22 protein-coding genes are annotated in these 25,829 nt (G+C 40.6%); 12 read left to right on the plus strand and 10 right to left on the minus strand.

Annotation, left to right across the window (positions count from 1 at the left end; translation table 11 throughout):
- Nucleotides 1-58: 58 nt before the first annotated feature.
- On the minus strand, nt 59-1,507 hold the full coding sequence (locus VOI17_RS12430; protein WP_323757544.1) for an ATP-binding protein: 1,449 nt from the start codon (nt 1,505-1,507) through the stop codon (nt 59-61).
- Between the two features lie 244 nt (nt 1,508-1,751).
- On the opposite strand from VOI17_RS12430, the gene VOI17_RS12435 reads away from it, so the two are divergent.
- The 4 genes from VOI17_RS12435 to VOI17_RS12450 all read left to right on the plus strand — a co-directional run bounded on the left by VOI17_RS12435 (nt 1,752) and on the right by VOI17_RS12450 (nt 5,132).
- Entirely contained in the window at nt 1,752-3,554 is a 1,803-nt protein-coding gene (locus VOI17_RS12435; RefSeq protein WP_323757545.1) for a M61 family peptidase, read from the plus strand.
- A gap of 248 nt (nt 3,555-3,802) precedes the next feature.
- Nucleotides 3,803-4,372 carry a pentapeptide repeat-containing protein gene (locus VOI17_RS12440; protein WP_323757546.1) on the plus strand — a complete coding sequence of 190 codons (570 nt, stop codon included), beginning with the start codon at nt 3,803-3,805 and terminating at the stop codon, nt 4,370-4,372.
- 57 nt (nt 4,373-4,429) lie between these two features.
- Nucleotides 4,430-4,633, plus strand: coding sequence for a hypothetical protein (locus VOI17_RS12445; RefSeq protein WP_323757547.1), 204 nt, complete (start codon nt 4,430-4,432; stop codon nt 4,631-4,633).
- Entirely contained in the window at nt 4,623-5,132 is a 510-nt protein-coding gene (locus VOI17_RS12450; RefSeq protein WP_323757548.1) for a nucleotidyltransferase, read from the plus strand. The genes VOI17_RS12445 and VOI17_RS12450 overlap by 11 nt, the downstream gene beginning before the upstream one ends.
- 209 nt (nt 5,133-5,341) lie before the next feature.
- Here the strand turns inward: VOI17_RS12450 and VOI17_RS12455 are convergent, their stop codons facing one another.
- The 3 genes from VOI17_RS12455 to VOI17_RS12465 all read right to left on the minus strand — a co-directional run bounded on the left by VOI17_RS12455 (nt 5,342) and on the right by VOI17_RS12465 (nt 8,577).
- Nucleotides 5,342-5,755 (minus strand): hypothetical protein, encoded by a 414-nt coding sequence (locus VOI17_RS12455; RefSeq protein ID WP_323757549.1) that lies wholly within the window; start codon nt 5,753-5,755, stop codon nt 5,342-5,344.
- Between the two features lie 193 nt (nt 5,756-5,948).
- Nucleotides 5,949-7,478 carry a magnesium chelatase gene (locus VOI17_RS12460; RefSeq protein ID WP_323757550.1) on the minus strand — a complete coding sequence of 510 codons (1,530 nt, stop codon included), beginning with the start codon at nt 7,476-7,478 and terminating at the stop codon, nt 5,949-5,951.
- Between the two features lies 1 nt (nt 7,479).
- On the minus strand, nt 7,480-8,577 hold the full coding sequence (locus VOI17_RS12465; protein ID WP_323757551.1) for a vWA domain-containing protein: 1,098 nt from the start codon (nt 8,575-8,577) through the stop codon (nt 7,480-7,482).
- A 212-nt stretch (nt 8,578-8,789) separates the two neighbouring features.
- Between VOI17_RS12465 and VOI17_RS12470 the strand changes: the two genes are divergently transcribed.
- The 3 genes from VOI17_RS12470 to VOI17_RS12480 all read left to right on the plus strand — a co-directional run bounded on the left by VOI17_RS12470 (nt 8,790) and on the right by VOI17_RS12480 (nt 10,033).
- The gene (locus tag VOI17_RS12470) at nt 8,790-9,236 is read left to right on the plus strand and encodes a hypothetical protein (RefSeq protein WP_323757552.1); all 447 of its coding nucleotides are present in this window, start codon (nt 8,790-8,792) and stop codon (nt 9,234-9,236) included.
- A 23-nt stretch (nt 9,237-9,259) separates the two neighbouring features.
- Complete coding sequence (locus VOI17_RS12475) at nt 9,260-9,676, plus strand: DUF1761 domain-containing protein (RefSeq protein WP_323757553.1); 417 nt, start codon at nt 9,260-9,262, stop codon at nt 9,674-9,676.
- A gap of 189 nt (nt 9,677-9,865) precedes the next feature.
- The gene (locus tag VOI17_RS12480) at nt 9,866-10,033 is read left to right on the plus strand and encodes a hypothetical protein (protein ID WP_157716201.1); all 168 of its coding nucleotides are present in this window, start codon (nt 9,866-9,868) and stop codon (nt 10,031-10,033) included.
- Nucleotides 10,034-10,045: 12 nt separating this feature from the next.
- On the opposite strand, the gene VOI17_RS12485 is transcribed toward VOI17_RS12480, so the two are convergent.
- From VOI17_RS12485 to VOI17_RS12495, 3 genes are read right to left on the minus strand one after another with little or no spacing between them, the layout of a single operon-like run.
- The gene (locus VOI17_RS12485) at nt 10,046-10,846 is read right to left on the minus strand and encodes a hypothetical protein (protein ID WP_323757554.1); all 801 of its coding nucleotides are present in this window, start codon (nt 10,844-10,846) and stop codon (nt 10,046-10,048) included.
- 10 nt (nt 10,847-10,856) lie between these two features.
- Entirely contained in the window at nt 10,857-11,999 is a 1,143-nt protein-coding gene (gene bshA / locus VOI17_RS12490; protein ID WP_323757555.1) for an N-acetyl-alpha-D-glucosaminyl L-malate synthase BshA, read from the minus strand.
- 38 nt (nt 12,000-12,037) lie between these two features.
- Nucleotides 12,038-14,965, minus strand: coding sequence for a glycoside hydrolase family 3 N-terminal domain-containing protein (locus tag VOI17_RS12495; protein WP_323757556.1), 2,928 nt, complete (start codon nt 14,963-14,965; stop codon nt 12,038-12,040).
- 109 nt (nt 14,966-15,074) lie between these two features.
- Between VOI17_RS12495 and VOI17_RS12500 the strand changes: the two genes are divergently transcribed.
- From VOI17_RS12500 to VOI17_RS12515, 4 genes are read left to right on the plus strand one after another with little or no spacing between them, the layout of a single operon-like run.
- Nucleotides 15,075-15,428: a hypothetical protein gene (locus VOI17_RS12500; RefSeq protein ID WP_323757557.1), complete on the plus strand. Its 354-nt coding sequence runs from the start codon at nt 15,075-15,077 to the stop codon at nt 15,426-15,428.
- Between the two features lie 15 nt (nt 15,429-15,443).
- The gene (mutL, locus tag VOI17_RS12505) at nt 15,444-17,306 is read left to right on the plus strand and encodes a DNA mismatch repair endonuclease MutL (protein WP_323757558.1); all 1,863 of its coding nucleotides are present in this window, start codon (nt 15,444-15,446) and stop codon (nt 17,304-17,306) included.
- A gap of 5 nt (nt 17,307-17,311) precedes the next feature.
- Nucleotides 17,312-18,109, plus strand: coding sequence for a rhomboid family intramembrane serine protease (locus VOI17_RS12510; RefSeq protein WP_323757559.1), 798 nt, complete (start codon nt 17,312-17,314; stop codon nt 18,107-18,109).
- Between the two features lie 6 nt (nt 18,110-18,115).
- Nucleotides 18,116-19,030 carry a rhomboid family intramembrane serine protease gene (locus VOI17_RS12515; protein ID WP_323757560.1) on the plus strand — a complete coding sequence of 305 codons (915 nt, stop codon included), beginning with the start codon at nt 18,116-18,118 and terminating at the stop codon, nt 19,028-19,030.
- Here VOI17_RS12515 and VOI17_RS12520 read toward each other — a convergent pair.
- From VOI17_RS12520 to VOI17_RS12530, 3 genes are all read right to left on the minus strand, one after another.
- Complete coding sequence (locus VOI17_RS12520) at nt 19,027-21,471, minus strand: Plug domain-containing protein (RefSeq protein ID WP_323757561.1); 2,445 nt, start codon at nt 21,469-21,471, stop codon at nt 19,027-19,029. The two genes, VOI17_RS12515 and VOI17_RS12520, sit on opposite strands and share 4 nt — an antisense overlap.
- An 81-nt stretch (nt 21,472-21,552) precedes the next feature.
- Nucleotides 21,553-22,593 (minus strand): 23S rRNA (adenine(2503)-C(2))-methyltransferase RlmN, encoded by a 1,041-nt coding sequence (rlmN, locus tag VOI17_RS12525; RefSeq protein ID WP_068416376.1) that lies wholly within the window; start codon nt 22,591-22,593, stop codon nt 21,553-21,555.
- A gap of 17 nt (nt 22,594-22,610) precedes the next feature.
- Nucleotides 22,611-23,033: a thioesterase family protein gene (locus VOI17_RS12530; protein WP_323757562.1), complete on the minus strand. Its 423-nt coding sequence runs from the start codon at nt 23,031-23,033 to the stop codon at nt 22,611-22,613.
- Nucleotides 23,034-23,197: 164 nt separating this feature from the next.
- Between VOI17_RS12530 and clpB the strand changes: the two genes are divergently transcribed.
- The gene (gene clpB, locus VOI17_RS12535; protein ID WP_323757563.1) at nt 23,198-25,819 is read left to right on the plus strand and encodes an ATP-dependent chaperone ClpB; all 2,622 of its coding nucleotides are present in this window, start codon (nt 23,198-23,200) and stop codon (nt 25,817-25,819) included.
- The last annotated feature ends 10 nt before the right edge of the window (nt 25,820-25,829 follow it).

Genomic DNA, 25,829 nt, shown 5'->3' on the forward strand with positions numbered 1-25,829 from the left:
GCTTTTCCGCCCTTTTAAAGAGGGTTTGTCTAGCTCAGTCACATTAGTATCACTTAAACTAAGCCCAGAATGGAACATATTTAGCGTGCTTTTTAGAGCTACTATCAGGGTCATAGTCTTTCACTAAGCCAGATTTAATCGTTTCTGATATTATTCTTGACGCTATAGAATAATTCTTCTCATTAATCCCAAACCGCTCCCGGAGTGTTTGATTTGTCATGTATTCTCCGGATACAATTTTTAAGCAACTATGCATATAACATGCTCTAATTTTATCCTCTTTATCCATTTGACGTAACGTCTTATAGGAGTACAAAATGATCCTAGTGTAGTTCTCGCCTTCAATGATCTTTGGAGCGGGAAGTTGGAAATATTCGCATTCGAATAGAACCTTGTCTATTCCACTTCCTCTTTCTTCACATATATTCAATCTCCGCATAAAGTGTGCTAATCTTTCATTTCTTGACTGTGGGTTATGATCTACAAACCTGAGCGTATTAATTAATGGTTTGCCTGGGTTAGAAATCTCGATTCTGTCAGAAAATAATTCTACCATCGGACCAGTACCTCTTTCTCTAAAATCTTGATGAATAATTACATTCGCTACTAGTTCCCTAATCGCCAATTTAGGATACATTTTCACTTCTTTTCTTAAAGCACTATCTATTATCTCATTAGATGGAAGTTGATCATCTATATAGTTTACTAGGCCTTCAAAGCCAACAGCATAGCCCTTTTTTCCTATTTGTTCTTTTATAGTTTTTCGCCTATTCTTCCCGTCATATATAATAACTCTAACAGCCTTTCTTTCAAGAGTTTCAAAATGTTCTATTTCCTTTGCAAAGAGTATGGCTCCAAGGTTTGTGATGGCATATTTAGAACCTTCCTTCAGAATAAGCTTCTCATTTATTAGCTTTTCAACTATCCCACTTTTATCCGATGGAAGTGGGATATTCATTAAATCGAAGTATGATGGATAATCTAATAGTTTTAATACTTGGTCTATGTCTAAGTTATCTTCTGCTATTTCATTCTCAAATTGAACACCTGGCTTTTTAGTCCAAATCAGTCTTTCTTTTTCGGGATTATCCGAGAGTTTTTGCTTGTAAGAGCCAATCCTTACAAAAGGAGTGCCTTGAAATGCAACGGGAGTGTTCGTTGTTGCCTGTATTCGGAATATAACTACGTTTCCTTCAGCGTGATTTATAGTGAATACTTCAAAATGAATTCTTGGATTTAAAAGTCTAGTGATCCATGGAATTAGATCTTCATTGCCCTTACCTTTTTTATTGGGATTAAAATTTGTACCAACGATTCTATGAGTTTTGTCGTCAATGCCGAACACAATATATCCAAATGGTTTGTCATGAATACATGCCGAATTTGATAATGCTGAAATATACTCTCCAAGTTCAACATCATTGTTAACCTTGAATTCAAGCCACTCTGTTTCATTGGGAAATGAACGTAACTCACTCAATAGGATATTCAGCTCTTGATCACTCATAAATCATATAAAAATTGTTGTTTATGAGCTAATATAGCTATTATTATTAGGCTTAGTCACATAACGGTCACATAAGAATTCTGGCTAACATTAACTATCAGTCACTACTAAGGAATAGCAGCTTGGGCTTTAGGCAACCTTCTACATTTTGCTTTTCTCTTTATTTTGATTCCTTTGTATCAAGAATACAGCAATCTTTGGAAGAGAGTATTAATACAACAACATCCATCTTTTAGTCGAAAACATGAAACTAAGAAACCTAACAATAGCCTTACTGAGCTTCTTGGCCATCAGTCTACAAGCCCAAACCTACAACGAATACGAACTTTCGTTTGATAATGCAGTGCACCACGAAGCCAATATTAAAATCAAGTTCAGCAACTTAGAAAACAAAGTATTGGAAGTGCGCATGAGCCGTAGTTCGCCTGGCCGTTATGCCGTGCATGAGTTTGCCAAAAACGTGTACAACGTTAAGGCCACGGACAGTAACGGAAAGGCCCTACCTATCACCAGAGAAAACCCATACCAGTGGAATGTGGCTGGACATAACGGGACAGTCAACTTTGAATATACGCTCTATGCCAACCGTGCTGGTGGCACTTATTCTGGTATTGATGAAAGTCACGCCCACCTCAACATGCCCGCTACTTTGGCTTGGGCCAGAGGTTTAGACCAACGTCCGGTAAAAGTAAAGTTCAATGTGAGGGAAGACCGAAACTGGAAAGTGGCTACGCAACTGAAGGATTTGGGCAATAATACGTTCTACGCGCCAAACACTTATTACTTAATGGACAGCCCAACTGAAATTGCCGATTTGTATTTCAGAGAAAGAAATGTAGATGGACAAACCATTCGTTTGGCCTTGCATAAAGACGGCACTACCGATGCAGAAGTGGATGCTTATTTCGAAGAAACTATGGGTATTGTAATGCAGCAAAAAGCCGTTTTTGGCGAATTGGCTACTTACGATTTCGGCCAGTACACTTTCCTTTCTTGCTATATGCCTAACGCCAGTGGCGATGGTATGGAGCACCGAAACTCAACTTATGTGGTGAGCGGATTGCCAGTCGAAAGACCATTGGCTTCCACCTCGATGGGCACCATGTCGCATGAGTTTTTCCATAACTGGAATGTGGAAAGAATTAGACCTAGATCACTAGAGCCCTTCAGTTTTGAAGACGCTAACATGTCGGGTGAATTGTGGTTTGCAGAAGGGTTTACAAGTTATTATACTGGACTGATGCAGGCACGTTCTGGCAGTATTTCTACTGATCAATATGTAAATGGATTGGGTGGAAGTGTAGGCTATGTGATCAATGCCCCAGGCAGAAATTTCCACAACCCCATTGAAATGAGTTACCAAGCGCCATTTGTTGATGCGGCCACATCCATTGACCCGACCAACTTGAGCAACATTTTCATTTCTTACTATACCTATGGTTCGGTATTGGGCTTGGCCCTTGATATGTCCTTACGCACCATGGACAATGGCAAAAACTTAGACGATTACATGAAGTACGTTTGGGAGAAACACGGCAAAACGGAAATCCCTTATAGCGTTCGTGACTTACAAGCTCGAATGGCCGAATATGCCGGAGAAAGCTTCGCCAATGAGTTTTTCGGAAAATACATTTTGGACAGTCAAATGCCAGATTACGCAAGTTTATTCAAGAAAATGGGCGTGACTTATACCAACCGAGCGGAAGGCCGTGCAAGCATTGGAGGAAATATTCGCAACCAAAGAGGTGGCTGGCAATCAACAGGCAACGCCACTGTGGGTTCGCCAATCTATAAAGCGGGTGTAGAATCAGAAGATGTAATTTTAAGCATTGCTGGCACCGTATTAACAGATGACTCTAACATCAACGAAATTATAGCGGCTCACAAACCGGGCGACAGCATTGAGATTAAGTACCGCAAAATTTGGGGTGAAGAAAAAACTTCGAAACTTACTCTAGAAGAAGCCCAAGCATGGTCTACTGCAATGGACACCAATGCGGATGCAAAAGCAAAAGCCCGAAGAGAGGCTTGGTTGAGAAAGAGGTAGTTATTGGTTATTAGTTAAGAGGAATGAATTAGGAGGGATTGGTAAATCGGAATTTTCTATTCAGGATCGGTTTCTAGATCCTTCGTACCTCAGGATGAAAAGCATTGTGCACAGAACAGCAACGGAGGTTATTTCTTGAAAAAAAACTCCGTTGCTAGTGGCAAGATAACTCAGACTAGACTTCAAAAAAATGTTTGAAATTTAACAGCCTGTTTTCCTATCCTGAGGTACGAAGGATCTAATATTTAATGATGAAAGAACACAGCGAAATCACTTTTAAGAACGAAGACTTTAAAGACCATTCATTTGATGGTGAGTTTTACGATGAATGCCACTTTGTGAATTGTGATTTCACTGGTGCTGATTTTAGAAGTAGTTCTTTTGATGGTTGCACTTTCGAAAGTTGCAATCTCGCGGCTGTGAAAGTGGTCAATGCCAAATGGGATGACATTAGCTTCAAGGGCTGTAAGCTTAGCGGAATTGATTTCGAACCCATCAGTAAAATGCTACTGTCTTTCTCTTTCGAGAATTGCCAAATCAGTTATTGCTATTTCAAAGGATTGAAAATTCCTTCTACCCGTTTCTTAAACAGCGAAATCAAGGAATGTGATTTTATAGACACCGATTTATCTGCCTCCACCTTTAAAGGCTCAAACTTGGTGGGGAGCACTTTTGTGAACTGCAATTTATCCAAGGCTGATTTCAGAGAAGCCCATGGTTACCAATTCAACCCCAATAACAATCGCCTAAAAAAGGCAAAATTCTCTAACCCTGAGGTGCTCGCACTATTGGATGGCTTTGATATTGTGATTGAATGATAAAGCTCCTCTGATTACTCTCTTTCAGCTATGGAAAAGCTTTCGTATTTTTGACTTATGTCGAAGTTACTGACTTACAACAGTTTTGAGGATAAAAAACCAACTTATGCTCGAAAACCACTTTCAAAAGAAGAGGCGCTCATTCGTGCACTGGACCTTTTAGATTTCCAAGCTGCTCTATCCTCACAGAATACTAATAAAGTCAATGACACCTCCACTATTGATTGGATAGAACTACAATGGGTTAAAGATGATAAATAATGAAATCAGGACTGCTTTAAAGAATATTTGCAGTACACTAAACCAGAACAAAGTAGAGTATCTAATTATTGGAGGTGTCGCAGTGAGTTATTATGGATACTATCGAATTTCAGCCATGGGGTCTGGCATGTCTGAAGTTCAATACGACATCGATTTTTGGTATAATCCGACAACCAGCAATTTTCATAACTTACTGAAATCATTAAAAGACATAGGTATCGATATTTCTACAATTGAAAATACGGTGTTCGATAGAAATCAATTCTTGAGAATTCCACATAAACATTTTAGAATGGAGTTTTTGCCTCAGATGATAGGGCTTGAAACTTTTTCTACTTGTTTCAAGCGAGCACAGGAAGTTTCTCTCGATGACAATAACTTACATTTTCTAAGCTACAATGATTTAATTCTTAATAAACGAGCAGTGGGCAGGGGAATTGATAAAGAAGATATCGAGGCACTTGGTAAAATTCGTAATCAACGAGATCAACCCGATTGAATTGCTTTTAATGAGGCTTACAGCTGCCCGTTCAACCCAAATAACAATCGCTTAAAAAAGGCAAGGTTTTCTAACCCTGAGGTGCTCGCATCGTTGAATGGCTTTGATATTGTGATTGAATGATAGAAACCCCACCAGACTCACAGACTTTTCTCTTTAAAAACTGCTGAGATTACATAGTCTCAAAATCTAAAAGATGATCATTTTTGCTAATTCAAGGTTTCGTCTGTAAAAACAAGCTCTTTACTGACAGCAGTCCCTCCTTCTTTAAGTGTCCCTAAATCTAAAAGGCATTGTCTAAATCCTAAATCTAATCTTGGGTCACTACAATCAACTACCTTAGAATTATACTTAATCAGTAGTCTTGTAGCTCCTTCTATAACCCCACGCTCTGATTCCAAAGCAAACCCAGATTCTACATGATTCTGATTAACTTCAATAATTATCTCTTCCTTACGAATCAGGACATTGTCATTTTCGTAAATCGCTTCTATTATCAATAAAGCTGAACTACTATTAGTATAAGTCAGCGTATAAGGGAATTTAGGTTCAACTATCACTCCTTTTTTACATGAAAAGGCCGAAAGGCTAATTAATATTACTCCAGTAACTATACGCTTCATAGACATCTCGATTACTTTTTTCGACTAAAATCACGAGCCATAAAAAACACTCTATACCTTAATGATTTATGATGCTAAAGGTCACCCTAAGCTCTGTTGTTTTAATAAAAAATCATTGTTAACTAATCTCCCATAGGTAAACGAAAAAAGGCTCCGAAGAGCCTTTTTAGTGAATTTGATTTTTTAATAAAGCTTAACTCAGCTCATCCTCATCAAAGCCTTCCATATCGTCAATGGAAAACATGCTACTCAATAAATCTTTGAAGCGGGTGCCAGTATCTAAAGCAGACTTGCTCAGTTTACTGTATTCGGCCAAGCCGTGAAGCACGAACTCCATGAGAAACAGTTGCTCGTCTTTAGATTTTTTAGGATACTTATTCTTTACTAAGTCTGCCAAGCCAGGCACAGATAAAAGCGCTTTCTCATATGCTTCGTTAGAAAGATCGTTCAGTAAGTCGATCGAACTCCCCTCTCCAAACCAATTGATAATGGCTTTGTAAGGGTTTTCCGTTTTCTCTCCCTTGTCCTTCTTCTTATCGTCTGGATTTGGGAAGTAATCTAAGAACTGTGTCCGAATGGCCTTCCCCACCAAGTTATGCGCTACTATACCAGGCCCTTCTTGTTCGCCCTCATATACTAACTCTACCTTGCCCGTAATGGCAGGAATTACACCTACAAAGTCGGAAATACGAACGTAAGTTTGGTTTTCACCATTCATTAAAGCCCTTCTTTCCGCAGCGCTCAATAAATTTTCGTATGCCGAAATGGTCAGTCTAGCCGAAACCCCACTTTTCTCATCTACATACTCACTATTTCGGGCTTCAATAGCCACTTGTTCAATAAGATCTTGCGCTATTTCATTCAAGACAATTTTCTCTTTCTGCGCCTCCTTAATATCTGCTTCTTGTACCGTAATCTGCTTTCCTATTTCCAAAGTTTTTGGATAATGGGTAATAATCTGACTATCGATACGGTCTTTCAGAGGAGTTACAATACTACCTCGATTAGTATAATCTTCTGGGTTTGCGGTAAACACAAACTGAATATCTAAAGGAAGTCTCAGTTTGAAACCTCTGATTTGGATATCACCTTCTTGCAAAATATTGAACAGTGCAACCTGAATTCTGGCCTGCAAATCGGGCAATTCATTGATGACGAAAATACCTCTATGCGACCTCGGCACCATGCCGTAATGGATCACACGCTCATCTGAATAAGGTAACTTTAAAGAGGCCGCCTTGATCGGGTCAACATCCCCAATTAAATCAGCAATGGACACATCGGGCGTAGCCAGCTTTTCAGAATAACGATCGCTGCGATGGAGCCAAGCAACAGGCGTTTTATCTCCCATTTCCTTCACTTTCTCTATCCCAAATTTAGTAATGGGATTCAACGGATCATCATTCAATTCAGAGCCTTCAATCACCGGCACATACTCATCTAAAAGCAAGGTCATTTGACGGGCAATTCTGGTTTTGGCTTGCCCTCTTAAACCCAACAAATTCATGTTGTGCTTGGAAAGGATGGCGCGTTCCACATCAGGAATTACGGTATCTTCATAACCCCAAATGCCTTCAAAAGTAGGCTCCTTGTTGACTAGCTTTTTGATGAGGTTATCACGAAGTTCATCCTTTACAGATTTACTTTGATAACCCGCCTTTTTCAAAGCGGCAAGGGTATTTATCTTCAATAATTGATCAGAGGTCAATTTGTAATAGCTCATGTTAAAATCGTTTTCTGCGATTGCGTTTAAAGTCTTCAAAAATAACGTGCCCCAAGCCCTTGAGGCTGCTGTAATAGGCGTTGCCGTTATTGGCTGCGGTAAATTCCTTCACAAACTCCTTCAGATATGGATCTGATGCAATCATAAAAGTGGTAATAGGAATTTGTAATCTTTTACACTGACTCGCCAAGTTCAGTGTTTTATTAAAAATCTTGGGGTCGAGCCCAAAGGCGTTTTTATAATATTTAATTCCAACCTTCATGCAGGTGGGTTTCCCATCTGTAATCATGAAAATTTGTTTGTTGGCGTTTTTCCTTCTTCTTAAAATATCCATGGCCAGTTCTAGCCCAGCAATGGTATTGGTATGGTAAGGCCCAACTTGCAGGTAAGGCAAATCTTTGATTTCTATCTGCCAAGCATCGTTTCCAAAAACAATCACATCAAGCGTGTCTTTTGGGTATTTGGTTTTAATAAGTTCGGCCAAGGCCATTGCCACTTTTTTGGCCGGAGTGATTCTGTCTTCCCCATACAAAATCATGGAATGGGAAATATCGATCATCAGCACGGTTGAAGTCTGAGTTTTATATTCTGTCTCAATGACCTCCAAGTCATTTTCGGTCAGCTTAAACTCTCCAAAACCGTTGTTGATTTGCGCGTTGCGAATAGAATCCGTCATGGCGATTTGCTGAAGTGAATCACCAAATTCGAAAGGACGCCTGTCTGTGCCCGTTTCATCACCTATCCCTGAAAAGGAAGTTTTGTGCTGCCCTTTTCCTGATTTTTTCAGCTTGCCGAAAATTTCTTCCAAAGAAGATTTCCTGATTTCCTGCCCCGTTTTATCGGTCACCTGAAACTTACCATCTCCGTTTTGCTCGGTCAGATAGCCTTTATCTTTCAGGTCTTCAATAAAATCACCGATGCCATAATTACCATTGGTGATGTTGTATTGCTTATCTAAATTCGTCAACCAGCTGAGGGCTTCGCCAGCCTCACCTCCTGTAATACTGATCAGCTGTAAGAAAATATTCAGTAGGTTGTCAAAGACCGATTGCCCAGCCGTTTTTTGCGGAATGTATTTTGAAAATCGATATCCTTTCATGAATGCCTAGACAACGCGATTGATAATGAATTGGTTTAATTTAAGTCTGGTTTCTTTTAGCAATCTACGACTGTTCTGACCTAATAAAACTTCAGTTTGAACATCTTAATTATTAGGTAATTACTTACATTTAATAACCAGTTCAAATAAAAGACGCTTTAGCGAACGGCTATTTTTGCCTTCCTTTACTTAACTTTTATAAAAAAAACTGAATGAAACTCACTAAACTGCTCTTTTTCGGTCTCGTGCTTTGTGCAATTTCTTCTTGTGCTAAAACCAACAATGCTGAGCTCATTATTGGTGAATGGTATAACGAATCTATGATCGTTACCATAGACCACGGTAAGCCAGAAGAAACAGCCTTCAAGGTGCCTATTGGTAGTTGGGAAGAGATTCTCGGGATTAAACCCATTTTAACCACCTACACGAGTGATGGAAATTATACTTCTATTTATACAGATTTATCTGGAGAGGTATCTATGGAAACTTTCGGTACATGGGAAGTAAAAGGTGATAGCGTATACCTTACTGAGAATGACATTACCACGGCTTACAAGTTTGTGTGGATGGATGGCAAAGGAGAGTTTACAGGTTTTTTGGATTGGGATGAAGATGGTCTGCCGGATGATTTGTACTCCGGTATTCAAGTCAAGAAATAATTTTTTAACCAAACATATAAACTATGGACATTTCAAACATCAATTGGTTGGCGGTTGTCGTATCGACAGTGGCCTATTTTGCATTGGGCGCTATATGGTACGGCCCTCTTTTTGGTAAAGCTTGGCAGCGAGGCGTTGGTCTCTCTGATGATGAACTCAAGAACGCAAACATGGGGAAACTATTCGGTAGCGCTCTGATCCTTTCATTCGTAGTGAGTTTTGGAATGGCCATGTTCTTTTATGGCTTTGGCGAAAATCCTGATATGGATGCCACAATGGGTGGAATGATGGGATTAATGACAGGCCTATTCTTTATTATTCCTTCTACCGCGCTTAATTATAATTTCGCTAGAAAAGGAGTTGGGCTGATTATGATTGATTCGCTTTACCACACCATTGCCTTTACCATTATCGGTGTCATTTTAGGGGTTTGGAAATAGCCAACATACGTTAAAAAGCCGCACAGTAAATAACAAATTTCAAAGCCCATGCGTTTAGGTTGTCATCACCTAAACATTCATGGGCTTTTATTCGTCTGGGATGTAGCTGAAAAAATTATTGTACTCGATGGTCATCTCGGGAACTAACTGGGTAATTTTTTTATTTAGGAGTGGTCAAACAACTCAGACATGAAAAATCAAAAACAACAAACACTACCTGTTGCCTACAAACAAGGCTGGCAGATAGCCCAAGCCGAAGATGAAATGTTCACTCAAATCAATAACCGCTTGAAGTCTATAAAGGCCATCAACAAATTAAAACGTGGTGAGCTTTTTTTAGAGGTAATTGAGAGCTGAATTAGTTTCTCATTAAAAATCCAGAGGACTCGGTTTTAAGAAGCTATACCCTAGGTCAGTAAGCTTTTTTCCCGATACTTTTTTAGAATCAATAAAGTCAGGCGCCTCCCAAATGGGCTGGTCGAAGTTATACTTATGCGCCATGGCTTCGTGTACTTCTTTGCGTGTTGGGTGTTCTGGGCAAACTAAATTGAGTATGCCTTCTTCTGGCAAACCACCCTTTATCAATTGTTGAATAATATTGATGACGTCATCACGATGAATGTAATTAACTGCAGTGGAAGCTCCTGAAGTGGGCTTTCCCGCAAACCATTTCCCTGGAATTCTGTCTTCACCCATTAAGCCTCCACAACGGAGAACCGTAAGTTTAGCCTCCACTTGTTGAACTTCCCTTTCACCCAATACCACCGCTTTTGTCGATCCATTTTCTAAATCGAAATTGGTAGTTTCGGTGACCCAATTTTCTGTATTCGGATAATAGGAAGTGGAGCTCACAAAAATAACTTTTGGCACATTGTGCTGATCCACCAAATATTTCAAGTACTTGATTTGTTCAGCGTAGTACTCAGGCGTATTTCTTTTTCTGCTTGGAGGAATATTGATAACGAGTACATCGGTTTGAAAAAGGGCATTAAAATCTTCACCCATCGGCATCGGATCCATTTTGAGTAAAAACGGACTGATTCCAGCCTTAGAAAGTGAATCAAATTTTTCTTTTGAAGTTGTGCTGCCCATTACGGAAAAGCCTTCCTCAGATAATTTCTTTCCTAAAGCCAAGCCTAACCAACCACAACCAACGATACTCACCTTCATTCGGGTTCTTTTATACTGTGGCCTTCGATTTCATTTCGGCAACTACCTTTTCGTAATAAGCTTCGTATTGTGGAAGAATGTTTGTGATATCGAAATCCTTGGCTCTTTTTAAAGCATTGGTTTTGAAAGTCGGCAAATTCTCGTCTTTCAGAATATACAGCGCATTTTTCGTCATGTCCTCCACATCACCAATTGGCGACACGAAACCTGTTATGCCATGCAGGTTCAACTCAGGAATACCACCCGCATCTGAAGTCACCAATGGCACTTCGCAAGCCATGGCCTCTAATGCAGATAAACCAAAACTTTCCTTTTCAGAAGGCATTAAGAATAAATCGGCAACAGAAAGCACTTCTTGTACCGCCTCTAATTTTCCTAAAAAGCGAACTTCTTCATAAATACCTAGGTCACGACAAAGTGTTTCAATATGACCTCTTTCAGGTCCATCGCCTACCAAAAGTAAACGAGCAGGGATTTGCTCTTGAATTTTATGGAACACTTTCACTACATCGTCAATACGTTTTACTTTTCTAAAGTTTGACGTGTGCACAATCAGCTTTTCCCCGTTAGGGCAAATGGCGGTTTTAAAGTGTTCTTTACGTTGTTTCTTGAATTTTTCCAGATCGATAAAATTGGGAATCACTTCAATTTCGCGTCTGATGTTGAAATGCTTGTAGGTATCCTTCTTCAAATCTTCAGAAACCGAAGTAACACCATCGGACTGGTTGATGCTGTACGTTACCACTGGCTCGTAGGATGGATCTTTGCCCACCAAAGTAATGTCGGTACCGTGCAAAGTCGTAATTACCGGAATTTCAATACCCTGATCTTTCAGGATTTGCTTTGCCAACACCGCTGCCGAAGCATGCGGAATTGCATAATGCACATGCAGCAAATCAAGTTTTTCGTATTTTACTACATCCACCATTTTACTAGCTAGAGCAAGTTCGTAAGGAGGGAATTTGAAAAGCGGATAGGAACGAATATTTACTTCGTGATAAAATAGATTCTCGTTAAAGAAGTCCAATCTAGTAGGTTGAGAATAGGTGATAAAATGAATTTTATATCCCTTTTTAGCCAGCCCTATTCCTAGTTCTGTAGCTACAACTCCCGAACCACCGAAGGTTGGGTAACACACGATTCCAATATTCATTAATTCTAGCGCTTTAAAGCCAACTTTCTTTCAACTGGTTAGTCTTTATTAAAGTTCCAGATCGACTCGTAGATTAAATCTTGAATCTTGGTACGGATGTTCCACTGAATCAGTTTTGCATTTTCTGCATTCGGATAAACCCTGTTGGCAAGAAAGACATATACCAACTCCTGTTCAGGGTCGGCCCAAACAGCAGTACCCGTAAAGCCAGAGTGACCAAAAGTAGATGCTGAGGCGTAACGTGAAGTTGGCCCTTCATCTTTGCCCACAATTGGTTTATCCCAGCCCATTCCTCTGCGATTATCTTCGGTTTGTTGATTGGCAAAAGCAGGAATGGTATTTAAATCATAATATTTTTGATCTCCATATTGGCCCAATTGCAAGTGCATTTGCATAAGAACGGCTAAATCGAGGGCATTAGAAAACAGCCCCGCATGCCCGGCAACCCCACCAAACATGGCAGCACCTTGATCGTGTACAGTCCCTCTCAACAAAGTTTTTCTAAAAAGATTATCGTCTTCCGTTGGGGCAATTTCTGACAAAAAACCTCTCTCGGTTGGCAAGTAGCCCATGGTTTGTAAACCAAGTGGAGCATAAAGTCTATCGTTCAAGAAAGTATCGAAAGGTTTGTCCAAAATGTTTTCAGTCAACTTGTAAAAGAAATAATAGCCCATATCCGAATAGAGGTAATCGTACTTCTCATCACCTCTGGGCATTTTTCTCAAATCTGCATCAATTACCCATTTCCAAAGTGAATCAGCCAAGGCTGGGCTTCCATACATGTGATCGGCAACCGTAGACTTATAACTAGGACCTGGAGTCTCGCTATAATAGGCCTGATCTAAAATGCCATTATCCACCGTTCTTTTCCAAAACGGAATGAAAGGTTGAAGACCCGCCTGGTGCAAAAGCACATCTCGAATGACTAAATCTTCTTTATTGGTCCCTTTCACTTCAGGCAAGTAATCGCCCAAAGTTTTATTCATATCAATAAGGCCGTTTTCATTCAAATACATCAACACCTGAACACTGGCCATCACTTTGGTAATTGAAGCCAAATCGTACATGGTTTCATCATTTACAGCGATAAGACTGTCGTAGGTTTGATAGCCATAATTCTTGTTGAAAATCACCTTTCCTTTTCTGGCCACCATCACTTGACCACCAGGGGTCGCTTTTCCGTCAATTGCTTTTTTCATGAAGGCATCAATGCCTTTCAAAGTTTCGGAATTCATCCCCACTTCTTCTGGTAATCCAAAGCTCAAACGAGACGCGGTCATCGTCTTAATTCCTGTACCGCTTTTAAAGTCGCCTGTGGTTACTGGTAATTTACCTTCGGCACGAAGTGCCCCAAAAATGATTTGCGGAGCAATATTTCTTGTTATCTCATTGTCTTCATAAGTGCAAATAATATTCTTCACCCCATCAAAAAACTGAAGGCCATAAGCATTGCCAAAAGCAACTACAATCACATTGGTTTTGGCTTGCAAATCACGAATGAACTGCACTTCTTCCGACTTTACGCCATGTTGATCTTTAGTAGCATTTGTAATTCCCCCATAGCCAACAACTACAGTACTATATGAAGACAGCGAGTCTAGCAATGATTGATAAGTAGTTCCAGCCTTAAAGTGATCGAACTTGGCATACTTACTTAGGGTATTCTCAAACTCCTGATTATCGGCTGCGCCAAAACTCAGTGAGGCAAACTTGGCACTGTCGAGCCTGATGATAGGCAAAAGCTGATCAGTATTATCCACCACCGTCATCGCTTTCTGGTAAAGAATGCGATTGAGCATTTCTGAATAGCTGGTATTGATGCGCTCGGTAAGGTTGTTTGTTGAAATTGGTTCGTATTTCGATAAACCCATCCAATACTTTGCTTCTAAAATTCTTCTGACCCGATAGTCCAATGAAGCTTGTGTCAAATCTCCTTTTTTGATGGCTTTCTTTACTTGTTCAATGCCTTTAGCCACATCCAATGGAAATAGAATAATATCATTTCCTGCCATCAAAGCACGTACATCGGCTTCTCCTGGCTCATAATATTTAGCTACTCCTTGCATGTTCATGGCATCGGTAAAGGCTAAGCCATCAAAGCCGAGCTCATTTTTTAGAAGATCAGTCACAACTTTTTGCGAAAGTGTGGTTGGGGTTTTTTCACGACTATCATAAGCTGGAATTTGCAAATGGGCCACCATTACACTCAACAAACTATCTTTCATTAAAGCCTTAAAAGGATAAAGTTCAATATCATTCATCCGCTCCTTGCTGTGATTAATCACTGGTAAGTCTGCATGAGAATCTACATCGGTATCGCCATGGCCGGGGAAATGCTTGGCGTTGGCCATAATGCCAAAATCTTGCATACCCTTCATGTAAGCCACTCCTTTTTCAGCCACATTGAATTTATTTTCGCCAAAAGAGCGGTAGCCAATTACTGGGTTTTTAGGATTCACATTTACATCGACTACTGGCGCGAAGTTGATGTGCATGTTCAACTGCTTGAACTGGTTTGCTACTTCCTTACCCATTTCATAAATCAGTCGGTTGTCTTGAATGGCACCTAGCGTCATCTGCTTTGGAAAGTCCATAATACTGTCCAATCGCATGCCTATCCCCCATTCTGCATCCATAGCAATGGCCAATGGCACTTTAGCTTTTGCCTGAAAGCGGTTGGTAAGGTTGGCTTGCCTGCCTGCTCCTCCTTGAAAAAAGATTAGACCACCAATGTTGTATTTAGAAATCTGGGCATCGATTTCAGCAAAATGCTTTTCGTCTAGATTAGAATAAGCTGCCACCATAAATAGTTGACCCAACCTCTCTTCCGGAGTCATGCTATTGAAAACACTATCGGCCCAAGCTTTTTGGCTCACAGTATCTATCTTTGAATAGATCTTTTGTGCACTAGTGGCTGCAGTAAAAATGGTAAGTAGAAGAAAGGTGTAAGTAACTTTTTTAAGCATTATGCCGTAATTTTTAGTTATAGCAAATAAACTATAAATTTGCTCATGGCGCATTTTATAGCGAAATTCTTTGCGATATAAAGAACGCCAAATTATAAGAAACAATATTATGAAGCTACCAAGTCTTGTAAAGAAACCTAATTATCAGCGATACGATATCAAGCCTCGGTACTACGATCCTGTTAAAGAAGACATCGAAAACCGTACCAGTAGAATTAAAGCTGAAATGGGGATGAACGAAAATGCGAATCTCGATCCGGGTTATCGTTCACAGATTGAAGGTTCATTTAGAAAAAACATGAAGCACGCCAAAAACGGAGTGGATCAAACCATCATGTTACGTTTGATCATTTTTGTGATTTTAATACTGTTTGTGGGTGGTTTCGTCTACATCGGAAAAGAAATTTTCTACCTTGCCCTTCTTTATGTTCCTTATTTAATTTGGAAGAAAATGCGAAAGTAATTTCTTCAAACTTTCATGCCCGATTTAATACGATTACTTCCTGATAATATCGCCAATCAGATTGCCGCTGGCGAGGTAGTTCAGCGTCCTGCTTCGGTGGTCAAGGAACTACTGGAAAACGCCATTGATGCGGGTGCCACAAACATTAAACTCATTATAAAAGAGGCGGGTAAAGCGCTAATTCAAGTAATTGATAATGGAACAGGAATGTCTGAAACAGACGTTCGCATGTGTTTCGAACGTCACGCCACATCAAAGATCCGTTCTACGGAAGACCTCTTCACCATAAAAACTATGGGCTTTCGGGGCGAAGCCATGGCCTCTATTGCTGCGGTAAGTCAGGTAGAAGCCAAAACTAGAAAGGAAAGCGAAGAGCTTGGCGTATTACTCCAAATTGAGGCTTCGGAAGTAAAAAAGCAAGAACCAGTTTCAACTCCTGTTGGCACTTCCTTCTGCGTGAAAAATTTATTCTACAACGTTCCCGCTAGGCGGAATTTCTTAAAATCAAATTCGGTAGAAACCCGTCATATTGTTGATGAATTCCAGCGGGTAGCCATGGCCAATCCTGAAGTGGAAATGACCATGTACCACAACGATTTAGAAATGTACCATCTTACCTCGGGTAAGTTGAGCAATAGAATTGTGGGTATTTTTGGAAAGAAATATCAGGCACAAATGGCTTCTTGTTTAGAAGAAACCGACATGCTAAAAGTTTACGGTTATGTAGGCAAACCTGAGTTTGCCAAGAAAACCCGTGGCGAGCAGTTCTTTTTTGTGAACAATCGTTTCATCAAAAGCAATTACCTGAACCATGCGGTAACTACCGCTTTTACCGGACTTATTCCTGATGGTAATTTCCCTTTTTATACCCTCTTTTTAGAGCTCGATCCAAAGCACATCGATATCAACGTTCATCCTACCAAAACTGAAATAAAGTTTGACGATGAACGCACGGTTTATGCCATTGTAAAAGCAGCCGTTAGACAAGCCTTAGGAACGCACAATATTACTCCTGCCTTAGATTTTGGTGCCGATGTCAATTTTGCGTCTTTCAGGCCGCAGCCGCAAAGCGCAAGCACAGGAAACAACCCAAGCCAATCCGATAGAACTTATGGGCAATTCCGAGACTTGGATAAAAAGCGCGAATCTACTTCGCACTGGGAAAAACTGTATGACGGCCTACAAAAGGACATAGAAAAGGAAGAAAGACACAACGCTCAGCTTGATATTCACCCAGAAGCCCAAAGTACGGTCACCATGGGCAGCGCTGCCAATACAGCAGAGGCCTATAAACCGAATCATGAAGCGGTTTTACCTTCGGCAAAGTATTTTCAAATCCATAAAAAGTATATTGCAACCCATGTAAAATCTGGTTTGCTATTAGTGGCACAGCAAGAAGCGCATGAACGTATTTTGTATGAACGTTTTTTTCAGATGATCCAGAATCGATCAGGTGCTTCTCAGCAATCGTTGTTTCCTCAAAGCTTGGAACTCAACCCTGCCGACTTTGCCCTCGTTATGGGTATGAAAGACGAAATAAGTGCCATTGGTTTTGAGTTTTCAGAATTTGGGAAAAACACGGTGGTGATCAACGGAGTACCTGCAGATTTAAAAGCAGCCAATGAGAAACAATTGTTCGAGGGCTTTGTTGAACAGTTCAAGCAAAATCAGTCGGAGCTTTCCATCAGTGCTGATGAAAACATTGCTAGATCAATCGCAAAACGTTCTTCTTTAAAAGTAGGAACAACGCTGTCGCCAGAAGAAATGGCTTCATTAATCGACCAACTTTTTGCCTGCAAAAACCCGAATTATTCACCCAATGGAAGAAAAACATCTTTCTTAATGGAATTGGAAAAAATAGACCAGTTTTTTAACTAACACCTATGTTTGGACGACTTACTCCCCTTGTAAAAAACCTTCTATATATCAACATCGGAATTTGGTTGGTACAGTTTTTACTGAAAATGGATTTGGGTACCCGCTTTGGCTTGTACTTCATTGCCTCCGATAATTTCAATCCGGTGCAGTTCATCACTTATATGTTCCTTCACGACATATCGAGCCCAATGCACATTTTTGGGAACATGTTTGCCCTCTTTATTTTTGGCCCACTATTAGAGCAGTTTTTAGGGCCAAAGAAATTCATCATCCTTTATATGGTTACTGGCGTGGGTGCTGGACTTTTCTATACAGGAGCGAATTATTTAGAAGTTAGCGCCATAAAAAATGATGTAGAAACCTACTTAGATAACCCTAATTCCGAAGACTTTAACCGCCTAATTGCCAAGCACAATGTATACAAACCGGAGTATATTTATCCTTTCATAGATCAGTATTCTCGAAATGAAGACAGCCCGCAGCTGAAACAAGAATCAGTTCAATACGCACGTGGACTTTATGCTTTCTTTGGCAATTACCCAATGGTTGGGGCTTCGGGAGCAGTTTTTGGAATTTTAGCAGCATTTGCCCTTTTATTCCCGAATACCGAACTTTTCCTACTCTTTCTCCCTTTCCCCATTAAGGCAAAGTACTTGGTTACGGTGTACATTCTCTATGAACTGTTCTCTGAATTTCAAAGAGCGCAAGGAGATAACGTGGCCCATTTGGCCCATATCGGTGGAGCAATAATTGCCTTTTTCTTGGTTACCTACTGGAAAAAAAGCAGAAACGAATTTTATTAAAAACACATGAATAGCATTCTAGACGATTTTAAGCTCGCGTTTAAAACGGGAAATATATTAAACCAGTTGATTGTCATCAATGTGGTGGCATTTGTAGTACTGGGAGTTATAGGCGTATTCTTCACTATTGCTGGCTATGGTGGGCTTTTCCAAAGCATTAGTCATTACTTAATGCTTCCTGCAGACCCAAGTCAGCTGATCTATCAGCCCTGGACTTTAATCAGTTACTTCTTCTACCACGAAGGGCTCTTCCATATTCTTTTCAATATGTTGTTCCTTTACTGGTTTGGGAAAATTATAGCAGAATACATCGGTCAGAATAAGGTTTTAGGATTATATGTTTGGGGCGGAATTCTGGGCGGAGTCTTATATCTCCTCGTATATAATTTACTTCCCTACTACGCACCAGCAATTGCTGGAACTTATCTTTTAGGAGCTTCTGGTGGTGTTATTGCCATTGTTGTTGGGGCGGCTACTTTTATGCCCAACTTTACAATTCCTTTAATATTCCTCGGCCCTGTAAGGTTAAAATACATTGCTGCATTTTATGTGATTACTTCATTACTTCAATCTACAGGTTCCAATGCCGGAGGTGAAATAGCCCACTTAGGGGGTGCCTTGGCTGGGTTCCTATTTATTACCCAATTAAAAAGTGGCAATGACTGGAGCAGGGTTGTTGTTCAGTTTATAACTTGGGTGAAAAGCCTTTTTAAGCCACAACCAAAAATTAAGGTGACTTACAGAAGTGATAAATCGAGCAGCAGCGCTAAATCAACCAAGAGTGCTAAAGCTCCTGAAAAGAAGAAGTCAGAAACCTCGCAAAGTGAAATTGATGCTATTCTAGATAAAATTTCTGACAGAGGCTATGATGCACTAACCAAAGAAGAAAAACAGAAGTTGTTTAACGCCAGTAAGGACTAGTTCTTTCCTATCGCATAAGTTTTGTTGATGAAGAATGGAATACCAGAATTGGTAAGCCCCTGCACATCAATCATAATCTGCTTTGCATCATCTGAGTTCCAAAACTCGATAGTAGCTTCTCCATTTTCGTCTAACTCAATCATGGTTTGCCAGTGTAAAACGGCACGTTTATCAGGCTTGGCATCTTCAGGTTTTTGAACGTCATACTTAGGCGCATAGAATTCTCTGGGTTGGTCGTAGGTATAAGGCAACTCTACGATCATCGTATTACTGTTTTTTAACTCTTCTGGGCTTAGGGATATACCATCGGCCGACTTAGTATAGAAAGCCATCACACCGCCTTTCCCTGCATCTCCAAAAATAGCCGTGGCGGCCAATCCCTTAAATAGAACTACTCTTGAAAAATTCATAGGAGATAAACCTGAAATTAAAGCAGCGTCAGTGGGAACATCGTCTAATAAAAAAAGTGCTGGGTAAGTAAAGCCTCCTGCACGGATCACCACAGTGGGCTCTCCAGTTGGCCCCATACGCACAGTAACTCCAGGGAACTTACCGACTAAGGCAGAAAAAATATTGGTATACGCGCCCGTGGCAGACCATTCTGTGAAATCAAAAGCCGAAGTCCCTCTTCCATAAGCGGTTTTCTCCTTCAACTGTTTGTCTTCCCGCTCAACTTGTAACTTGCTGCCTTCCACCATTACCGTCCCTAAATCGGTGAATAAAGAGTCTGGATTGAAAGCCCTTTCAATCATATCTCTCTCTTTTTTGAATTGCAAAAAGTCTTCTTTTTCGAGCAGCTCTTCTTGGCTAAAGATTGACTTAAAATTGGGTAACGGAGCGTTGACCCTTTCTTTCAGCGTATCCACTTCAAAGCGAACATTGTCTTTATCTTTAGAGTTTTTCCCTTTCAGCAAAAGGTTATCCGACTTGTACACCAATAAATTTTGAAAAGAAAAACGACCATCCTTATCCGTCTCTGTTTCTAATATTAGCGGTGGAAAAGAACGGTTATTCACTAGAGTTACTTTGCCAGAAGATTCTGTTTTCTTACTCGATTCTCTGTACAGCGTTCCTTGCAAAGAAACCCCGAGCTCTACTGGAAAATCGAAGCCTGGGTAATTATCATTCATTAAGTCATCCCATACAAACCGACTCCAGCCATGGGTCATCATTACCAAATCAAGGTGTTTTTTAGCTTCGGTATTTTCTCCATTGAAGTAGTACATTGGATTGTCAACGTAGCCTTTCAGGTCCGAACTGAGTAATAACTCCGAGTAAATTGTCTGTTCCGGACTCCCATCAATTACTTTGTCCATATCCAAAACACTCATCGACATCATGCCTCTGAAAGGACCTCCGTTCGTATCATTCAGTTTAATTTTTGTAGTAAGCTTCTCTCTTGCCAAATAGCTATTTTTGTCCAAAGCCAAGCTAGTCTCTATTGGACGTTCAATAAAAACCAAGCGCTCCAGCAAAGGCCTATCATTCTCATCAAAAAGGGTAATATGGGAGATACCCGCTGGTATTTCGTCTGTTGAAATCACTCCTAAAGCCTCACCTTTTGAAAGGTCCACTTCTATGGTGTGTGATACCAAACCACGGGTATGTATTAGCGCTTTAAATCTGCCTTTTGAAGGATTGCTGACGTTAGCCCTAAAGATTAATCTCAACTGGTTTGGCCGTTGGATTACTTGAATGCCATAGCCTTCGTTTTCCAATTTGGGAAGGCTATAAGTTTCATTTTTGCCCGTTAGCTTAACGCTATAGGATTCTCCCTTCTGAGGAAGCAAGGTAAACAGCCCCATACCATCGTGCTCGGTACTAAAGTTCGTCACCTTTGTGCCTGTACTGTTGTGTACTTCGCCCTCCACATAGATACCTTTGCCTAAGCTATTGATCGCCTTAAAGCCTACTTTAGCAGGAATTCCACTTACCAAATTCCCGCCTTCAGGAAAAAATTGAAGATCGATTTTATTGTTAGCAGTAGAAGTATAACTCTCCAATTCCGAACCAGTGACTACTACTATGGGCTTTTCAAAAAAGAAGTTTTGGTCAAAATTGCGCATCCAGTTGGTGTAGGCACGCAATACATAATTGCCTTCTGTTAGTTGCTGAGGAACATCTATTACACCTTGACCGAATCCACCTTCAGAAAAAATTAGTTTTTCGGCCACAAGACTATCGCTTTCAGCATAGAGTTCAACATAAACATTAGCACTGAAGGGAGAAGCTTCATGAAGGTAGCCTGCCGTTAAATACGACTGGAACCAAATGGGCTCGCCAGGTGCATAATACTTTCTGTCGGTGTGTAGGTAAACCTTCTCCTGAGGGTATTCTTGATTATAATAGTCGAGTTTCTCTTGTACTGTAGTGCCTTTTTGAGCCTGAACGGCACTAAACACCAACGCTAGCAGTACTACTAGAATTATTTTTTTGGTCATGAAATCAGGATAAACACAATGGATTTAATCAGGGAAATCAGAATATAAGATAATTTATAGACGGCCGTAAAGCCAAAAGGTTTATAGCTTATTGGCCAATTGACCACAAGCCGCATCTATATCTTTCCCTCGGCTTCTACGCACGTTTACAATAATTCCTTTCTCGCCAAGAATCTTCTCATACATCTCGGTTTTTTCTGGGGCTGCTTGTTGAAACATGCCATCATCAATCGGATTGTATTCAATCAAATTGACTTTAGAGGCTACACGACCACAGTATTTGGCCAAGGCATGCGCATGTCTTTCATCATCGTTAATGTCTTTCCAAATCACATACTCAAAAGTGATTTTTCGATTCGTTTTCTGATACCAATAGATCAACGATTCCGCCAATTCATTCAGGTCGCTTTTTTCGTTGATCGGCATTACTTTCGAGCGCGTTTCGTCAATGGCAGAATGTAGGGAAACAGCCAAATTGAACTTCATGTCCTCATCGGCCATGCGCATAATCATTTTTGGAATGCCCACAGTAGAAAGCGTGATCCTCTTTGGCGACATTCCCAAGCCTTCTGGCGAAGTGATTTTACGAATGGATTCCATTACGTTTTGGTAATTGAGCAGAGGCTCGCCCATTCCCATGTACACAATATTCGTCAGAGGACGACCAAAATAAAGTTCACCTTCTTCTTTAATAGCGACTACCTGATCATAGATTTCATCAGGGTTTAAATTACGCATGCGTTTAAGACGGGCAGTGGCGCAAAAGTGGCAATCTAAACTACAACCCACTTGTGATGAAATACAGGCAGTAATACGAGTGCCCGTAGGAATCAACACCGACTCCACCGTCATGCCATCATGTAAACGCACAGCATTCTTTATGGTGCCGTCTGAGCTGCGTTGCATCTCATCTACCTTAATATGGTTGATGCTGAATTTCTCTTTAAGAAGATCACGGGTGGAAAGCGAGATATTGGTCATTTGGTCAAAATCCTTTGCCGATTTTTTCCAAAGCCATTCATATACCTGTTTTGCTCTAAAAGCCTTGTCTCCAATGCTCACAAAAAATTCCTGAATTTCTTCGAGCGAGAGTTGTCTAATGTCGCGTTTTGCCTCAACCATTTTGCAAAGGTAACGATCTAAGCTTGAATCTTTGAAAGGAATGGTGAAGGGATATTCACCACTTTGCTTTCTTTGTAATCGAACATAGCAATTCCTGTTTTCGCTCGGGCAATTTCTTTGGTGCCGCAGCTTAATCGATATACCAACTCGAAGCTTTTCTTACCAATCTCTGCGACCGCTATTTCAACTTTAATATCATCTCCATGAAAGGCTTCGCCCTTGTAGGCAATAGCAACATCGGCCTGAATAGTACCACAACCATCAATTGAAAGTTCGTCTTTATAACCAAGTGAATTAAAGAAACGGTAACGCGATTCATGAATCATGCTCAGCACGCTATCGTTGCCCAAATGCCCGCCATAGTTAATGTCTGAAATCCTGACCTTGATTTCTGTTTCAAACATAAAAGCATCGGGTAACTCTATCTTCACTCTTGGCATATTTCTAAATATTTTTTGTGTAAATCTAAGACATAATGTCCGAATAAACGAAATGAGCCAGCATTTTTCGGCCAAATTTTCCGAACATCACTAATGGATTATTGTTTGTTATGGTAGAGATGTAAGCCTAAAAGCTTGAAAATATTTAAAGGAAAACAACAATCATGGATTTTAAAAAATATACAATCAAATCGCAGGAAGCCATTCAAAAGGCGGCCGAGCTTGCCGCTAGTAATGAGCAGCAAGCCATCGAGCCGGGACACCTTTTGAAGGCGATCCTTTTATCGGATGAGAATGTGCTTTCTTTCCTGATAAAGAAACTGAGTATAAACAAGGTGCAGTTTGAAACCAAACTGGAAGATATTGTAAACGGATACCCAAAAGTAAGCGGAAGTAGTTCGCAGCCTTATTTATCCAACGATGCCCATTCGGCACTAACCAAATCATTGGAATTCCTAAAGGATTTCAAAGACGAGTATGTCGCCATTGAGCATATTGTTCTTGGCCTCTTGGCAGGAAAAGACAAAGTAGCTTCTATGATGAAGGAGGTTGGCTTTGGAAAGAAAGAGTTGATTGCCGCCATTAAGGAATTACGTGGTGGAAACAGTGTAACGGATGCCAATGCAGAGTCTAAATACCAATCGCTAAGCAAGTATTCTAAAAACCTAAACGAGCTCGCCAGCCAAGGCAAAATCGACCCCGTAATTGGACGTGATGAAGAAATTAGAAGGGTGCTTCAAATTCTTTCTAGAAGAACGAAGAACAACCCAATTCTTTTGGGCGAACCAGGTGTTGGTAAAACCGCCATTGTTGAAGGCATGGCTCAACGAATCATTGATGGTGATGTGCCAGAAAATCTAAAATCCAAAACCATTATCTCATTGGATATGGGGCTTTTGGTAGCGGGCGCCAAATACAAAGGTGAATTTGAGGAGCGTTTGAAAGCGGTAATTAAGGAAGTACAAGATGCCGCTGGCGAGATCATTCTCTTCATTGATGAGATCCACACTTTGATTGGCGCTGGCGGTGGAGGTGAAGGCGCAATGGATGCGGCCAACCTTTTAAAACCAGCTTTGGCACGTGGCGAGCTGCATGCCATTGGAGCCACTACATTAAAAGAATACCAAAAGTACATTGAGAAAGATAAGGCTTTAGAAAGAAGGTTTCAGTCTGTAATTGTCGATGAGCCAGACCGTGATGATGCTATTTCTATTCTGCGAGGGATCAAAGAAAAATATGAAGTGCACCACGGAGTACGAATTAAAGATGACGCAGTAATTGCTGCGGTAGAGCTCTCAAGTCGATACATCTCTGATCGCTTCTTACCAGATAAGGCGATTGACTTAATGGACGAAGCTGCTGCCAAAATGCGTATAGAAATGGATTCTCTTCCACAAGAATTGGATGAGATGAACCGTAAGATTATGCAATTGGAAATCGAGCGGGAAGCCATTCGTAGAGAGAAAAACAAAGACAAGGAAACGGTGCTTTCAAAAGAGATTGCAGAAATCTCCGAGAAGCGAGATGACCTTAAAGCGAAGTGGGAAAACGAGAAATCGGTGATCACAAGCATTCGCGAAGCAAAGGAAAGCATAGACCGTTATAAGTCTGAAGCAGAAAAAGCAGAACGTGAAGGAGATTTCGGTCGAGTAGCAGAAATTCGCTACGGTAAGATTGTAGAAGCAGAGCAGAAGCTAGAAGAGCAGAAAGCCAAAATGAAAGAGATGCAAGGTGAAAAAACCTTGTTGAAGGAAGAAGTGGATGCAGATGACATTGCTGAAGTAGTCGCAAAATGGACGGGCATTCCTCTCTCCAAAATGCTTCAATCTGATCGTGAAAAGTTACTTCACTTGGAGGAAGAATTGGGCAAACGCGTTGCAGGACAGAAAGAAGCGATTACTGCCCTGTCTGATGCGGTTCGAAGAAGTCGAGCTGGATTGCAAGACCCTAAGCGTCCGATTGGTTCTTTCATTTTCTTAGGAACGACTGGGGTAGGTAAAACCGAATTGGCGAAGGCCTTGGCGGAATACCTCTTCAATGACGAAAACAATATGGTGCGTATTGATATGTCAGAATATCAGGAGCGTCATGCGGTGAGTAGATTGATTGGAGCACCTCCAGGCTATGTGGGCTATGAAGAAGGCGGTCAGTTGACAGAAGCGGTGCGTAGAAAACCTTATTCAGTAATTTTATTGGATGAGATTGAAAAGGCGCACCCTGATGCTTTCAACATTCTATTACAGGTTTTAGATGATGGCCGATTAACGGATAGTAAAGGCCGAGTCGCCAACTTTAAGAACACGATCATCATTATGACGACCAATATCGGTTCAACCATAATCCAAGACAACTTTGCTAAAATTACTGACGAGAATGTGTTGGATGTGATTGATGAAACTAAGCTTGAAGTAATGAATCAGCTGAAAAAAGCAGTGAGGCCAGAGTTTTTGAACAGGATTGATGAAACGATCATGTTTATGCCGCTCAACCGCGATAACATCAGGCAGATTGTGAGAATTCAGTTTGGCTTAATTCAGAACCAATTGAGTGAGAATGGAATCGAAATTGAAGCCACTGACGAAGTGCTTGATTACCTTGGCGAATTAGGTTGGGATCCGCAATATGGTGCCCGTCCGCTCAAAAGAGTGATTCAGCGCAAAGTATTGAACGAACTTTCGAAACAGATTTTATCTGGTAAAGTGGATAAGGATTCGGTTGTAAGTATTGAACTTACTCCTGAGAAGGAAATCGAATTCGTAAATATTGAAAAAGTAGAGGAGTTGTAGTTTTTAAAAC

The sequence above is a fragment of the Roseivirga sp. genome (genome assembly GCF_034669765.1).
Lineage (GTDB): Bacteria > Bacteroidota > Bacteroidia > Cytophagales > Cyclobacteriaceae > Roseivirga.